The organism is Streptomyces sp. NPDC026394 (assembly GCF_055567735.1).
Window position 1 is genome coordinate 136550 of sequence record NZ_JBVHPX010000015.1, and the last position, 14820, is coordinate 151369.

The 14820-nt window shown below is 73.6% G+C and carries 15 protein-coding genes; 11 read left to right on the forward strand and 4 right to left on the reverse strand.

Going from position 1 to position 14820, the window contains the following annotated elements; all coding sequences use genetic code 11:
- Positions 1-106: 106 nt before the first annotated feature.
- Positions 107-1093, reverse strand: a complete 987-nt coding sequence (locus ACZ4QV_RS29695; RefSeq protein ID WP_467763616.1) for an ATP-binding protein — start codon at positions 1091-1093, stop codon at positions 107-109.
- A gap of 110 nt (positions 1094-1203) precedes the next feature.
- Here ACZ4QV_RS29695 and ACZ4QV_RS29700 point away from each other — a divergent pair, with 110 nt between their 5' ends.
- Positions 1204-2025, forward strand: a complete 822-nt coding sequence (locus tag ACZ4QV_RS29700) for a Fic family protein (RefSeq protein ID WP_467763617.1) — start codon at positions 1204-1206, stop codon at positions 2023-2025.
- A gap of 379 nt (positions 2026-2404) precedes the next feature.
- On the opposite strand, the gene ACZ4QV_RS29705 is transcribed toward ACZ4QV_RS29700, so the two are convergent.
- The gene (locus tag ACZ4QV_RS29705) at positions 2405-3289 is read right to left on the reverse strand and encodes an HAD family hydrolase (RefSeq protein WP_361584923.1); all 885 of its coding nucleotides are present in this window, start codon (positions 3287-3289) and stop codon (positions 2405-2407) included.
- Positions 3290-3727: 438 nt separating this feature from the next.
- Between ACZ4QV_RS29705 and ssd the strand changes: the two genes are divergently transcribed.
- The 8 genes from ssd to ACZ4QV_RS29745 all read left to right on the forward strand — a co-directional run bounded on the left by ssd (position 3728) and on the right by ACZ4QV_RS29745 (position 9686).
- Entirely contained in the window at positions 3728-4987 is a 1260-nt protein-coding gene (gene ssd, locus ACZ4QV_RS29710; RefSeq protein ID WP_467763618.1) for a septum site-determining protein Ssd, read from the forward strand.
- A gap of 55 nt (positions 4988-5042) precedes the next feature.
- Positions 5043-6284, forward strand: coding sequence for a TadA family conjugal transfer-associated ATPase (locus ACZ4QV_RS29715; RefSeq protein ID WP_467763619.1), 1242 nt, complete (start codon positions 5043-5045; stop codon positions 6282-6284).
- The gene (locus ACZ4QV_RS29720) at positions 6281-7288 is read left to right on the forward strand and encodes a type II secretion system F family protein (RefSeq protein WP_467763620.1); all 1008 of its coding nucleotides are present in this window, start codon (positions 6281-6283) and stop codon (positions 7286-7288) included. The genes ACZ4QV_RS29715 and ACZ4QV_RS29720 overlap by 4 nt, the downstream gene beginning before the upstream one ends.
- Positions 7278-8117, forward strand: coding sequence for a type II secretion system F family protein (locus ACZ4QV_RS29725; protein ID WP_467763621.1), 840 nt, complete (start codon positions 7278-7280; stop codon positions 8115-8117). The genes ACZ4QV_RS29720 and ACZ4QV_RS29725 overlap by 11 nt, the downstream gene beginning before the upstream one ends.
- A gap of 73 nt (positions 8118-8190) precedes the next feature.
- Entirely contained in the window at positions 8191-8397 is a 207-nt protein-coding gene (locus ACZ4QV_RS29730) for a DUF4244 domain-containing protein (RefSeq protein WP_361155514.1), read from the forward strand.
- Positions 8384-8761, forward strand: coding sequence for a TadE family type IV pilus minor pilin (locus tag ACZ4QV_RS29735; RefSeq protein WP_361155516.1), 378 nt, complete (start codon positions 8384-8386; stop codon positions 8759-8761). Before ACZ4QV_RS29730 ends, ACZ4QV_RS29735 begins: the two co-directional genes overlap by 14 nt.
- A 22-nt stretch (positions 8762-8783) precedes the next feature.
- Positions 8784-9131, forward strand: coding sequence for an Rv3654c family TadE-like protein (locus tag ACZ4QV_RS29740; RefSeq protein WP_467763643.1), 348 nt, complete (start codon positions 8784-8786; stop codon positions 9129-9131).
- Between the two features lie 177 nt (positions 9132-9308).
- Positions 9309-9686 (forward strand): cupin domain-containing protein, encoded by a 378-nt coding sequence (locus ACZ4QV_RS29745; RefSeq protein WP_467763622.1) that lies wholly within the window; start codon positions 9309-9311, stop codon positions 9684-9686.
- 105 nt (positions 9687-9791) lie between these two features.
- Here the strand turns inward: ACZ4QV_RS29745 and ACZ4QV_RS29750 are convergent, their stop codons facing one another.
- Positions 9792-10289, reverse strand: coding sequence for a hypothetical protein (locus ACZ4QV_RS29750; RefSeq protein ID WP_361155521.1), 498 nt, complete (start codon positions 10287-10289; stop codon positions 9792-9794).
- Between the two features lie 19 nt (positions 10290-10308).
- A complete protein-coding gene (locus tag ACZ4QV_RS29755) occupies positions 10309-12756 on the reverse strand; it encodes a DEAD/DEAH box helicase (RefSeq protein WP_467763623.1) in 2448 nt (815 codons plus the stop codon).
- Positions 12757-12811: 55 nt separating this feature from the next.
- Here ACZ4QV_RS29755 and bldG point away from each other — a divergent pair, with 55 nt between their 5' ends.
- Both bldG and ACZ4QV_RS29765 read left to right on the forward strand, forming a co-directional pair.
- Positions 12812-13153, forward strand: coding sequence for an anti-sigma factor antagonist BldG (gene bldG, locus ACZ4QV_RS29760; protein ID WP_004571875.1), 342 nt, complete (start codon positions 12812-12814; stop codon positions 13151-13153).
- Positions 13154-13261: 108 nt separating this feature from the next.
- Complete coding sequence (locus tag ACZ4QV_RS29765; RefSeq protein ID WP_361155525.1) at positions 13262-13735, forward strand: ATP-binding protein; 474 nt, start codon at positions 13262-13264, stop codon at positions 13733-13735.
- Positions 13736-14820: the final 1085 nt, after the last annotated feature.

Here is a 14820-nt window from a genome sequence, read left to right on the forward strand (position 1 = left end):
CTCCCGGGCCCCGTGAAGCTTCCGGGCCCCGTGAAGCTTCCGGGCATCGTGCCGCTTCCGGTCGCCGTTCCGCTTCCGGGCCCCGTGGCGGCCCCCCGACCGGGGGTCAGGCGGGCTGCGGGGCCCCCGCGGGCTCGGCGAGGACGAAGGCGGGGTCGACCTGGGCCGCCAGATCGGCGCCCGTCTTCGCGTTCGCCCAACTCTCCGCGTTCTTCAGGTGGAAGTGCACCATCTGGCGGGTGTAGCGCTCCCAGTCACGCTGCTCGTACATCTCGTCGGCGGCGGCGTGCAGCTCCTTCAGCGCCTGCCGGTGGTCGGCCTCCAGCAGGTCGAAGCGGCGCGGCCGGCCCTTCTCCATGGCCCGCACCCACGCCGAGTCCCCCACGGTCAGCAGCAGGTCCTCGCCCACCTCGTCGGCCAGGAAGGTGGCGTCGTCCGGGCCCTGGACCTTGTTGCCGACGACCTTGAGGGCGATGCCGTAGTCGCGTGCGTAGTCCTTGTACTGGCGGTAGACCGCGACGCCCTTACGGGTGGGCTCGGCGACCAGGAAGGTCAGGTCGAAGCGGGTGAACATTCCGGAGGCGAAGGAGTCGGAGCCGGCCGTCATGTCGACGACGACGTACTCCTCGCGGCCGTCCACGAGGTGGTTCAGGCACAGTTCGACCGCGCCGGTCTTGGAGTGGTAGCAGGCCACTCCCAGGTCGGACTCGGTGAACGGGCCGGTCGCCATCAGGCGCACCGGTTCGCCCTCCAGGAGGACGGGCCGGGCGCACGCCGCGTACACGGGGTTGTCCTCGACGACCCGCAGCAGCCGGGAGCCCTCGCCGGGCGGCGTCGTCTTGATCATCGTCTCGGCGGACGCGATACGCGGGTTGGTGCCGCGCAGGTAGTCCTTGACCAGCGGCAGCCGGGCGCCGAGCGCCGGCAGCGCGGCGGCCTCCGTCTCGTCCATGCCTAGGGCGCTGGCCAGGTGCTGGTTGATGTCGGCGTCCACCGCGATCACGGGGACGCGGGCGGCGGCGAGGTGGCGGATGAACAGGGCGGACAGCGTGGTCTTCCCACTGCCGCCCTTGCCCACGAACGCGATCTTCATGGTCACTAAGCGTAAGCGCCGAGTTGCCCCGGGTGAGAGGTTCGGGTGAAGAAGACCACTCCTTCGAGCGGTTCGGCCTTGCGGCTTCCGGGGTGCGTAGGGTCGTACCCATGAGTACGACAGCCGATCCGCTCGCGACCCTGGCCTCGCTCCCGGGGGTCGCCGACTCCGTGGACTCCGTGCGCGCGAGCGTGGACCGGGTCTACGGGCACCGGATCATGCGACGGCGCAGCAACGAGATCACCTCCGAGGCGGCGCTGCGCGGAGCGCGGGCCTCCGCGGCGCTGGCCGGAGCCGACTGGGCGCTGGAGGAGGTGCGGCGGCGATCCGACTTCGGCGTCGAGGGTGAGCCGCGTACGGTCGGCGCGGCGCTGCGGCTGACCGCCGAGGCCGGGCAACTGCTCAGCGTGTGGCGGCAGTCGCCGCTGCGGGTGCTGGCGCGGCTGCACCTGGTCGCGGCGAGCGGCGACGCCCGGCAGGAGTCGGTGGGGCGGCCCCGGCTGGCGGGTGAGCCGGTCGACGAGCCCCTGGTGGAGCTGGCGTTGCCGGATGCCGACGAGGTCGCGGGGCGCCTGGACGGGCTCGCGCGGCTGCTGCTGGCGGGCAGTGAGGCGCCGGCTCTGGTGGTGGCGGCCGTGGTGCACGGCGAACTGCTGGCGCTGCGCCCCTTCGGCTCGTACAACGGGCTGGTCGCGCGGGCCGCCGAGCGCATCGTGCTGGTCGGCAGCGGGCTGGACCCGAAGTCGGTCTGCCCGGCGGAGGTCGGCCACGCGGAACAGGACCGGGCCGCGTACGTGGCGGCGCTGGAAGGCTATGTGTCCGGCACCCCGGAGGGTGTGGCAGCGTGGATCGCGCACTGCGGCCGGGCGGTGGAGCTGGGGGCGCGGGAGAGCACGGCGGTGTGCGAGGCGATGCAGCGCGGGGCGGCCTGACGGGGGGCAGCCGGGGCCGGTATCCGGGCGGCGTGAAGGTACCCGGTGGGTACGGGCTTCCGGCCGTGTAGTCCCCGGACAAAGGGTTGCGGCGGTACCCAGTCGTTCCGGTACCGCCGCTGGCACGTCCACCGGGTTACCAAGCGCGCTCCGGATGTTGCCGATCAGGTCGGAGACTTCGTCCGTCACCTGGTACGGCTGGCCCGTAATCGACGGGTCGGCGTCGCGTGGGTGCCCGGTTTCCGTGCTTCGGTCCGTGGGGCCTTGCTGCGTAGAAGGTCTTCCTCTCGGATGTCCTCGGTCTCGCGGGCCGTTACGTCCTTTGTACTCCTGCGGCGGGGGAAGCGGAACCCCTCGCCACAGTTCTTTACTTTTCCCTTCAAACTCGGGTGATACGGGCAAAAACCGGGCGCCGTCGGCTCGCGTACCAGACGAGGCCCGCCGTCGCGGCGGCCGCGCCCACGGCGGCCACCGTGGCGAGCACCGGACGCGACGGCATGCCCAGGGAGGGCAGCCGCTGCTTCAGCTGGACCGGCCGGGTGAACGACAGAACCGGCCAGCCCCGGCTCGCGGCCTCACGGCGCAGTGCGCGGTCCGGATTGACGGCGTGCGGATGGCCGACCGCCTCCAGCATCGGTACGTCGGTCGCCGAATCGCTGTACGCGTAGCAGCGCGCCAGGTCGTAGCCCTCGGACGCGGCGAGGTCCCGGACCGCCTGCGCCTTGGTCGGGCCGTAGGCGTAGTACTCCACCTCGCCCGTGAAGCGGCCGTCCGCGCCGACGACCATCCGGGTGGCCACCACGCGGTCGGCGCCGAGCAGGGCGCCGATCGGCTCGACCACCTCGGCGCCCGAGGTGGAGACGATCACGACGTCGCGGCCCGCCGTGTGGTGCTCCTCGATGAGCGAGGCGGCCTCGTCGTAGATGAGCGGATCGATCAGCTCGTGGAGGGTCTCCGCGATGATCTCCCGGACCTGGGCCACGTCCCAGCCCCGGCAGAGCGCCGAGAGGTAGGCGCGCATCCGCTCCATCTGGTCGTGGTCGGCGCCGCCCGCGAGGAAGACGAACTGGGCATAGGCGGTGCGCAGTACGGCCCGGCGATTGATCAGGCCGCCTTGGTAGAACGACTTGCTGAAGGTCAGCGTGCTCGACTTAGCAATGACTGTCTTGTCCAGGTCGAAGAACGCGGCTGTGCGGGGTGTCGAGTGAGTCGCCGAGTGGGGCACGGAGTGGTTTTCCACGGGGCGAGCATAGGCGCCCACCATTCGGCGTAAGGTGTGGCGCGTGGGTTTGCCTGAGAAGGCTCTCGGGTACACCATGGAAGTCACGGATCGTTCGCGACCGTGCTAACCCGGTCCGACTCCTCCCCCCCCGAGTCGGCCGTGGGGACGACCCCCGCTCTCCCCCCCGGCGGGGGTCGTCGCATGTCCGGACGCGTTTTTGCCCGTCCGAGGCGGATCGGCCGCTTCCTCTTCATCGCTCGGCCCCGAGCGTGCCGACGCCCACCGGTCGTCACTCAGGGTAGCCGTAGCGATGCTCTAAGGGAGCCTGCAAGGTCGCCGGTATAGGTGACTGGGATATTCACAGCCTTTGAGTTGTCCACAGTTTTGGACCAAGATCCACGGGATTTTCCGGATCGCCACACGATGAAAACTCCGCGAGTTCGCGGATGTGTGAGTTGCGTAGCGATAGGGGAACGGAACGTGGCCGGACGTATGACTCCCGATCAACCGCCCGGGCCTGCCGAAGGGCGCGGCGGACCGCTGGTCGTCACCGAGGACGAGGACCTTCTCGACGACGTCCTGAGACTGTGCGCGGCAGCCGGTGCGACGCCGGAGGTCGCCCATGGCGTCGCCCGCGGCCGCAGTCCGGGCTGGGCCTCGGCGCCGCTGGTGATCGTCGGCGCCGACTGTGCGCCCCGGCTGTGCGGGGCGGGCCGCCGGGACGGGGTGGTGCTCGTCGCCCGGGGCGCGGACGACCGGCAACTGTGGCGGCTGGCCGTCGCCCTCGGGGCGGAACGGGTGCTGGTGCTCCCCGGTGGCGAGAGCTGGCTCGTGGACCGGATCGCCGACGCGGTGGAGGGCGTCGGGCCGACGGCCGTGACGGTGGGGGTGATCGGCGGCAGCGGCGGCGCCGGCGCGAGCACCCTCGCCTGCGCCCTGGCCCTGACGGCGGCCCGCGCGGGCCGCCGGACCGTCCTGGTCGACGCGGACCCGTTGGGCGGCGGACTCGACGTGCTGCTGGGCGGTGAGAAGGAAGAAGGGCTGCGCTGGCCGGCCTTCGCCGAATCGCGTGGGCGGGTGGGCGGCGACGCCCTGGAGGAAGCGCTGCCGCGGCTGCACTCCTTACGTGTACTGAGCTGGGACCGCGGTGACGCGGTGGCGATTCCGCCGCAGGCGATGCGCGCGGTCATGGCAGCGGCACGCAGACGGGGCGGCGCCGTGGTGGTGGACCTGCCGCGCCGGCTGGACGAAGCGGTCGTGGAAGCGCTCGCCCAGGTCGATGTCGGGCTGCTGGTCGTCCCCACCGAACTACGGGCGCTGGCGGCGGCCCGGCGCGTGGCGGCTCTGGTGCGTACGGTCCTGCCGGACGTGCGGGTGGTGACACGCGCCGGCCCCGGCCCGGACGGCGGCCGCGCCGCGGAGCTGGCGCCCGAGGAGGCCGCCCGGCTGCTCGGCCTTCCACTGGCCGGAGAACTGGGCTGGGAGAACGCCCTCCCGGGAGAACTGGCCCGGGGCGCGCCGCCGGGGGCGAACGCCCGAGGTCCGTTACGGCACTTCGGCACGGCCTTCTGGAAGCGGGTGTTGCCCGAGGCCGTGGGGTCGGGGACCACGGGACCGGGGGTCGCAGGGCCGGTGGCTGCGGGCTCGGGAGCCCCGGGGGCGAGGGCCGGGAGGCCGGAGGCCGGTGGGCGGCGCGGATGGCTCGGTGAGGGCGCGGCGGGTGGTCCAGGTGAGGACTGAGCTTCCCCGGGGGAACGGGTCGCGGGCGTCCGGGCCGCGGGCGAGCGGGGCGCAGATGCCCGGGCCGCAGGTATCCGGACTGCGGGCGTTCGACGGGCCACCCGGCGCCGACGCCCACGGCACACCTCGCACGGGCGGCATCGGCGCCGGTCTTCTGGAGGCGGTGCGCGGGCGGCTGGCCCAGGCGGGCGCCGAGCCGACGCCCGCACGGGTCGCGATGGCGCTGCGCGCCGAGGGTCGCCTGCTCGGCGACGCGGAGGTGCTGGGGGTCGTATCGGCGCTGCGGTCGGAGCTGGTCGGCTGCGGCCCCCTCGAACCGCTCGTCGCCGCACCGGAGGTGACCGACGTCCTGGTCAGCGCGCCGGACGAGGTGTGGGTGGACCGCGGCGGAGGCCTGGAGCGCACCTCGGTCCGCTTCGCCGACGAGGCCGCGGTGCGCCGGCTCGCGCAGCGGCTGGCCTCGGTGGCCGGACGACGGCTGGACGACGCCCACCCCTGGGTGGACGCCCGGTTGCCCGACGGCACCCGCCTGCACGCCGTCCTGCCGCCGGTGGCGGTCGCGGGCACCTGCCTGTCGCTGCGCGTCCTGCGCCCCCGCGCCTTCACCCTCGCGGAACTGGTCGCGGCAGGCACGGTGCCACCGGACGGCGACCGCCTGCTGCGGGCCGTGCTGGACGCCAGGCTCTCCTTCCTCATCAGCGGCGGGACCGGCTCCGGGAAGACCACACTGCTCAGCTCGCTGCTGGGCCTGGCCGGCCCGGCCGAACGGCTCGTCCTGGCCGAGGACTCCGCGGAACTGAGGCCGGACCACCCCCACGTCGTACGGCTGGAGACCCGGCCCGCGAACCAGGAAGGCGTCGGCCGTGTCACCCTGCGGGACCTGGTGCGGCAGGCGCTGCGGATACGGCCGGACCGGCTGGTGGTCGGCGAGGTGCGCGGCGCCGAGGTCACGGACCTGCTGGCGGCCCTGAACACGGGGCACGAGGGCGGCTGCGGCACGGTGCACGCGAATGCCTCAGGTGACGTCCCGGCGCGCCTGGAGGCCCTGGGCTCGACGGCCGGGCTCGACCGGGCGGCACTGCACAGCCAGGTGGCCGCCGCGCTGTCGGTGCTGTTGCACCTCGTACGGGACCGGGACGGCCGTCGGCGCCTCGCCCGGGTGGACGTCCTGGAGCGGGATCGGGACGGCTTCGTGGTGACCGTACCGGCGGCGGTGTGGGCACCGCGGGGATTCCAAGAGGCAGCGGGCTGGGCGCGATTGACCGGGCTGTGCGAGCGGGGGAGGGGCGCGGGATGAGTGATGTCGGTACGGCGACGGTGCCGGTGTGCGCGGCCGTGCTGTGCGCGGGGATGGCGGTCTGGCTGTCCGGCGGCCGCAGCGGTGACGTACGACGGGCACGACTGTTGTTGGTGGACGGAGAGGCGGTGGGCCCGAAGGGGGGAGCGTGGGAACTGGGCCCTGAAGAAGGAGGGTTCACGCTCCGGCGGTTGCTGCAACGGGTGGCGCATTGGGCCACGTGGGCCGCGTACCGGGTCTTCGGGCCGGGTGGCGGATGGTGGAAAGCGAACCGAGCTCCTCGGTGCGGCGGAGGAAGCCGGGACGGGACCGTCCGCTTCCCCCGAGAGCTGTGGTGCCTGCCAGCCGGTCTCGGCCTCGGTGTCATGGCCGGTTCGGTGGTGCCCGTGATCGCAGCCGTGGTGGCGTCGGTCCTGGTGCGGCGATGGCTCCGGGCCCGGGAGCGGGTGCGGGAGCGGGAGCGCCGGGGCGCGGCGGTCATCGAGCTGTGCGAGGCGGTGGCGGGCGAGTTGCGGGCCGGACGGCAGCCGGGGCAGGCCCTGACGGCGGTCGGTGCCGCGAGCTTCGGCGAGACGGGCGCGGTGGTCACGACGGCGGCCCGGTTCGGCGGGGACGTGCCGGCGGCCCTGCGTGCGGCGGCGCGGCTGCCGGGTGCGGAGGGGCTGGCCGGTGTGGCGGCGTGCTGGCAGGTCGCCGTCGACGGCGGGGCCGGGCTGGCCGCCGGGCTGGAACGGATCGCGACGGCCCTCCGGGCGGAACGTGACCAGCGCGACGACCTGCGCGCCCAGTTGGCGGGCCCGAGGGCGACCGCACTGATGCTCGCGCTCCTCCCGGCCGGAGGGCTGGCGATGGGCAGCGCCCTCGGCGCCGACCCGCTCCGGGTACTGCTGCACACCCCCGCCGGATGGGCGTGCCTGCTGGTCGGCGGCCTGCTGGAGTGGTGCGGCGTCGTCTGGACGGCGCGGATCATCGCGGCCGCCGAAGGGGGCGGTCATGTCCGCTGATGCCGACCACGGGGCCGTCCCGGAACTTGTCCACACCCTGGGGACAGTTTTTCTGATCCTGGCCGCCGTGGTCGGCGCGTTGACCACGGCCGGGGAAGCGCGCGGCCTACGGAGTACCCGACGGCGGGCGACAGCGGTCCTGGGCAAGGCCGTACGGCACCACGACGGCTCCGGCCGGCGCCCGGCACCGGAGCTGAAGCGCGGCCGAGGGCGTCGGTGGCCCGGGGCCGCCCGGGAACGGGCCGGGCCCGCGGTGATCGCGGGAGCCGTGGCCATTCTCGTCGGCGGGGTGACCGGTGGCGTACTGGGACTCGCCGTGGCGTACGGAGCCTGGCGGTGGCGGCGCCGTACACAGGCACAGGCCAGGCGGCAGGCGGCCGAGAGCGGCCTGCGTGCGGCGCTGGCACCGGCCGCGGACCTGCTCGCGGCCTGCCTGGCAGCGGGCGCCGGGCCACGGGAGTCCGCCGAGGCGGTAGGGCGGTCGCTCGGCGGAACCGTCGGCGAGCACCTGTGGCGCGTGGCCGCGGAGCTCCGGCTCGGCAGCGAGCCCGCGACGGCATGGCGGCGCTTCGGCGCCCTCCCCGGCGCCCGGGGGTTGGCCCGGTGTCTGGAACGGGCGGGCATATCGGGGGTCCCGGCCGTGGAGGGCGTCTCCCGGATCGCGGCGGAGTTGCGGGCACAGGACTCCCGCTCGGCGGCCGAACGGGCCCGGCGGGCCGGGGTGCTGGTCACGATGCCGCTGGCGGCCTGCTTCCTGCCCGCTTTCCTGGCGCTCGGTGTCGTACCGGTCCTGTTCGGCCTGGCCACAGCGCTCACGAAGAACTCATGACGGCACACGACCGATCCGGGCCGCACCGGATCACCGACAGCGGAAGTGATCACAAGACCTCAAGGGGGAAGAGATGGTGGTAAGTAGGTGGCTGGAGCGGCGCGTTGCGGCCGTCCGGGCAAGGGGCTCCGCCGACCGGGGCATGACCACGGCCGAGTACGCCCTGGGAACCCTGGCGGCGTGTGCGGCCGCGGCCGTGCTCTACAAGGTGCTGTCGGGCGGTGCGGTGGAGGCGGCGCTGCGCGCGGTGATCGGCAAGGCCCTCGGTGTCCAGGTCTGACGACGGACGCGGCCGTGAGCGTGACCGCGACCGGGGATATGTGACGGCGGAAACGGCCCTGGTCATCCCGGCGTTGGTGCTGTTCACGGGGCTGTTGCTGTGGGGGCTCGTGGCCGCCTGCGCGCAGATCCAGTGCGTGGACGCGGCCCGCGCCGGGGCCCGGGCGGCAGCCCGGTCGGAACCACCGTCGGCCGTCGGCGCGGTGGCCCGCGAAGCAGCCCCGCACGGCGCGCGGGTGGCGCTGGAGAGGCGCGGTGACCTGGTGCGCGTACGGGTCGAGGCGGCGACGCCCGGCGTCGGCCCGTTGACGCTGACGCTCCGAGGGGAGGCGACGGCACTTGCGGAGGAGACGGTGGGGCGATGAGGGCTCGGCCACGGTGTGGGCGGTGTTCGCGGCGATGGCGCTGTGCACGGTGTTCGCGGTGGTGATCGCCATGGCTCAGGTGGTCGTGACACGTCATCGTGCGGGAGCCGCGGCGGATTTGGGCGCCCTGGCGGCGGCGGACACCGCGCTCCGGGGCGCGTCGGCCGCCTGCCGAGCCGCCCGGGAGGTGGCGGCCGCGCAAGACGCTCGCCTGGTGCGCTGCACCGTTCGGGGCGACATCGCGGACGTCACGGCCCGGGCCCGTACCGGACCGTTCGCCTCGGACCTCCGCGCCCGCGCGGGCCCGGCGACGACAGCGGGCCGGGCCGCCGAGCCGATACCCGAACGGGGCGGCCCCGCCCGGGAATAGTGCCCGGCGGCGGCGACCGGCGGCAGCGACCGGCGGCAGTGGTCGCCCGTGCCCGGGGAGGTTTTACCGAACGGTCGACCACCTCCGGCCCCGTCCCGGATAGCGTCCGGATCATCCATTGATCTTGATGTGCGGGCTCTTCGGGCGTGACCGGGGCGGTCCGCCGGGAGGCGTGCCATGAAGGCGATCGACGTACGGGGAACGGCGGCTGCCCTGCCGGAAGCGTGGAGCTCCCGTGCCCTGGGGAAGGTGGGCGCGGCCCGCGTGAAGGTGCTGCGCATGGACGAGTTGCCGGGGGAGGAGGAAGCGCACGGGACGGCCGAGGCGCTGTTCGTGCTCGACGGGCGGCTGGAGCTGTCGGTGGGCGGCGCGGACGTCTCGGTGCGGCCGGGAGAGTTGTATCTGGTCCCGGCGGGTGCGACGCACGCGGTCCGCGCGGGAAGCCGCGGCACGCTGCTGATCTTCGCTGCGGACGCGGGCGCTGGCGCTGGCACGGACGCAGACGGTGACGCGGACGCGGACGCTTGGCGCGGACGCGGATGTGGCGGACGCTGACGTGGAGGCGGAGGCGGAGGCGGAGGCGGAGGTGGGGGTGGGGCGGGGGAGGGGAGGGGGAGCAAGGCCCGGGCATCGCCCTCCGGCCCCGGCCCCTACCCCGGCCTACGCCCCGGACGCCCCCTCGTCGTAACCGTACACACGCACCGGATCGAGGTGCAGTTCATGCGGCCCCATGCAGTCGGCCGCGAGGGTGGCGACGAGCGTCCCGCAGGTGCACGCCATGTTGCGGCCGCTCGTGCCCAACGGGCCGCAGCAACCGTGGTGGCCCGCGGGGACGGCGACCTGGCGGAGATCCGGCGTGTCGTCCGGGTGGACGATCACCGTGTTCCGTGGGCCGGCGGAGACCAAGTCGGCCATGCCGGGCGGCATGAGCAGAGCCCGGTCGTTCATGACGCGCCCGCGCCCGGGCCCGGCGGGCTCGAACGGGGCGCCCCACGGCTCGGGATCGATCGCGTAGTGGCCCGGCGGCACGGTGGAGGCGGCGAGTCCCGTCCTCCTGTCGCGGTCCTTGTCGTGCGTCGACACGTCGGGGACGGCGGGAAGCCGCCGCAGGTCCGGGGTGAGCGTGTTGCCGCACTTGGCACAGAAGAAAACGGTCATCAGTCGATTCCGCGGGCGCTCAGGAAGCCGGTTCCGGCGCGTTCTTGAGGAGTTCGGTCAGGAGTCGTACGGCGCCCCGTTTGTGGAGCGGGTCGTTGCCGTTGCCGCACTTGGGCGACTGGATGCAGGACGGGCAGCCGGCCTCGCACTCGCAGGAGGCGATGGCCTTGCGGGTGGCCGCGAGCCACTCCGGGGCGGTGCGGAAGGCGCGTTCGGCGAAGCCCGCGCCGCCCGGGTGGCCGTCGTAGACGAAGACGGTGGGAAGGAGGGTGTCGGGGTGCAGCGGGAGGGACACGCCGCCGATGTCCCATCGGTCACAGGTGGCGAACAGCGGCAGCAGGCCGATGGAGGCGTGTTCGGCGGCGTGCAGGGCGCCGCCGAGCTGTTCGGGATTGACGCGGGCCGCGTCGAGCTGGTCCTCGGTGACGGTCCACCACACGGCCCGGGTGCGCAGCGTACGGGGCGGCAGGTCGAGTTTCGCCTCGCCCAGCACCTCGCCCGTGATCAGCCGGCGGCGCAGGTAGGAGACGACCTGGTTGGTGACCTCCACCGAGCCGAAGCACAGGCGCGCGTCGCCCCACGGGACCTCCGTCTCGGTCTCCAGTACGGCGATGGCGGTGGTGTCGCGCGCGGTCGTCGAATACGGCGGGTTCGCCTCCTGGACGAGGGCCACGTCGTCCTCCAGGTCCAGGTGCTCGACCAGGTACGTACGGCCCTGGTGGAGGTGGACGGCGCCGTCGTGGACGCTGGTGTGCGCGGCGCCCGCGTCCACCGTGCCCAGCAGACGGCCGGTGCCCGCCTCCACGACCTGTACGGGCGAGCCGCCCTGCCCGCGGATGTCGGCGAGGTCGGCGGCCCGCTCGCGCCGGGTCCAGTGCCACGCCCTGGCGCGGCGGCGCAACAGCTTGCGGGCCTCCAGCGAGGGGAGGAGGCCCGGTGCGGCGGGGCCGAAAAGGGGGAAGTCGTCCTCGGTGAGCGGGAGTTCCGCGGCGGCCGCGCACAGGTGCGGCGCGAGCACGTACGGATTGTCCGGGTCCAGCACGGTGGACTCGACGGGCTGGTCGAAGAGCGCCTCCGGATGGTGCACGAGGTAGGTGTCCAGCGGGTCGTCCCGGGCGACGAGGACGGCGAGCGCGCCCTGTCCGGCCCGCCCCGCGCGCCCGGCCTGCTGCCACAGGGAGGCGCGGGTGCCCGGGTACCCGGCGATCAGTACGGCGTCCAGCCCGGAGACGTCCACGCCCAGCTCCAGGGCCGTGGTGGCGGCCAGGCCGAGCAGGTCGCCGGTGTGCAGGGCGCGCTCCAGCGCCCGCCGCTCCTCCGGCAGATAGCCGCCCCGGTAGGCGGCCACCCGCTGGGCCAGGGCCCGTGCGACCGTCCCCAGCCGCTCCTGCGCGATGAGGGCGATCAGCTCGGCGCCGCGCCGCGACCGTACGAAGGCGACGGTACGGACATCCTGGAGCGCGAGGTCGGTCAGCAGGTCGGCGGTCTCGGCGGTGGCGGTCCGGCGTACGGGGGCGCCCTGCTCGCCGTGCAGCTCCGTCAGCGGCGGCTCCCACAGCGCGAAGACCACCTCGCCGCGCGGCGAGGTGTCCTCCGTGACTTCGGCCACAGGAAGACCCGTCAGCCGCTCGGCCGCCTGCGCCGGTTCGGCGGCGGTGGCCGAGGCCAGCAGGAAGACCGGTTCGGAGCCGTACCGGGCACAGACACGCCGGAGGCGGCGTATGACCTGGGCCACGTGGGAGCCGAAGACGCCGCGGTAGGTGTGGCACTCGTCGATGACGACGTAGCGCAGGGCGCGCAGGAAGGAGGACCAGCGGGGGTGGGCCGGGAGGATGCCCAGGTGGAGCATGTCGGGGTTGGTCAGGACGTAGTTGCCGTACTGGCGCACCCATTCGCGTTCCTCGACCGGCGTGTCGCCGTCATACACGGCCGGCCGCACCGCGGTACCGAGCGGCGCGGCGAGTTCGCCGACGGCGCGCCGCTGATCGGCGGCGAGCGCCTTGGTGGGCGCCAGGTACAGGGCCGTGGCGCCGCGCCCGTTCGGGGCCTCGGAACCGTCCAGGAGCCCGGACAGCACCGGGACCAGGTAGGCGAGCGACTTCCCGGACGCCGTACCGGTGGCGATGACGACCGATTCGCCCCGCAGCGCGTGCTCGACGGTACGCGCCTGATGGGTCCACGGGCGGGCGATCCCGGCGGCGCCGACGGCTTCCAGCACCTCCGGACGGATCCGTGCGGGCCATTCCGCATGGCTGCCGATGCGCGGGGGCAAGTGCTCCGTATGAGTGATGCGCGTAGCGCGGGACGCCCCCTGGGTGAGACGGTCCAGGACCGTGCGCGGGGAGGGTCTGGTGCCCCCGTCCGGGGGCAACTGATTGGAGGCCATCGGCACCGAGTGTGTCACCGGTGTGACGGACAATGCGCACAAGGCGTCGTGCACGCCTGCTGGTAAGTGATTGAATGCCATCGCGGCTGCCGATCCATGGGGGGCGACCGCTCGATAGCAAGGTGCTGGAGGATCCGTGGACCTGTCCCTGTCGACCCGGACCGTTGGCGACCGTACGGTCGTCGAGGTCGGTGGCGAGATTGATGTATACACCGCGCCCAAGCTGCGGGAGCAGCTGGTCGAGCTCGTGAACGACGGAAGCTACCACCTCGTGGTGGACATGGAGCGTGTCGACTTCCTGGACTCCACGGGGCTCGGCGTTCTGGTCGGCGGGCTCAAGCGGGTGCGTGCCCACGAGGGCTCGCTGCGCCTGGTCTGCAACCAGGAGCGCATTTTGAAGATCTTCCGTATCACCGGACTGACCAAGGTGTTCCCGATTCACACCTCGGTCGACGAAGCCGTCGCAGCCACCGACTGACGGCTCGCCGGTCCCCGCGCCGCGGCGCGGGGGTTGGAAGCAGTGGGGGGAACCGGGCTTGGCGGTCCGGCCCCCTGCGTTGCACGCCCGCATACCGAGGGGGATGGCATGGCCACCGTCGAACTCCGCTTCAGCGCCCTTCCCGAGCACGTCCGCACCGCGCGGCTGGTCGCGGCTGCCGTGGCGAGGCGGGCCGGGGTGGACGAGGCCGTGCTGGACGAGGTTCGGCTCGCCGTCGGTGAGGCGTGCACCCGTGCGGTGGGGCTGCACCGCACCAACAACATCACGGCCCCGGTACGGGTCGCCCTGGTCGAGGACGAGAAGAAGTTCTCCATCGAGGTGGGCGACGAGGTCCCGGGGAGCCCGGCGGGTGCCGGTGCGGTGCCTGGCGTCCGCGGTCTGAACGGGGAGCCGCTGCCCGGCGGACCCGCCTCGGACAACGGTGACGCGGCCGAGAGCGACGACGAGATGGGGCTCGCGGTCATCAGCGGGCTGGTCGACGACGTCGAGGTGACCGCCGGCGACACCGGCGGCATCATCCGCATGAGCTGGCCCACGACACCGGCGCCGGTGCTGCCGTAGGGGCCGGCCTGCCGTAGAGCTGGCGGTTCTGTCGTCGGGGCTCTGTCGTCGGGGCGGCGTTCTTCTGGTGCGGGGCTGCCCACGTTGCAGTGACGCATGCGTAGCGCGGCTGCCCCGGTAGCGGGGAGGCCCTCGCCGTAGCGTCTGCCGGCTGCTGCGACGGGCTACGGGCGCGCGCCTGGCGCACCGGCGATCCCACCCGCACCGCAGGAAGCCCGTCTCGCGCCCCTCCGCGCCCGCACGCGCCCTTCCGCGCCTGCACGAGCATCTCCGCGTCCGCACGCGCCCTCTTTCACTCCCGCACGCCCCATTCAGCCGTACGTGCCCCAACTCTTTCGTGTGGCATGCGGCGGCCGGGGCTCACCATCCGGCCACTCGGGGGCCTTCCCCCTCACCCTCCTCTTCCGGCCACATCCGCACGCTCGTACCCAGCGGGTTCCCCGTACCCACCGGTCCCGTGCGCCCGGCTCCTCCGCCTCCCCACCCGGCCGTACCGGGCGTACGGTCCGCCGCCGTCCCGGGGCCGCGTGCCCCCTACCGGAGTGCGTACTTCCGTGGCGGTACGCAGGCACCGACGCAGCCGGGCGTCCACCGACCCCGTACCGCCGCCGGACCATGCCCGCGGCGCCACCGGCACCTGGCGGGGCGGCCGGGCACACCGGGGCCCCGTGCGGGACCCCGCACGGGGCCCCCGAGCCGCCCGGTGCCCGCCGGCCCGACGGTGGCCCGACGACGGCCCGACGCCGGCCCGACGACGGCCCGACGGCGGCCCGGCCGGGCCGCGCGGCGCTCGTTCGCGGCGCCGTGAGCAGCGGCGTTAGGTAAGACCCTGAGATCATCATTCAGTTGTCAGCTAATTATTCGCATTCATTCGTCCAGGCGAATTGCGGCGACGCGGCTACGGCCCCGCTATTTTCGATCTTCGCTGCTTCTTCGCCTGATCTCTGTCCGATCTCCGTCCGTTCTTCGAACGATCTCGGCCGCCACCGGCGAATTCCCTTTGAGGCGCCCTGTTTTGATCTGGTGCCGCTACCTACAATCCGTCCACAACTTTGCTCAGGACGCCTGAGCGTGCATCCGCGCGC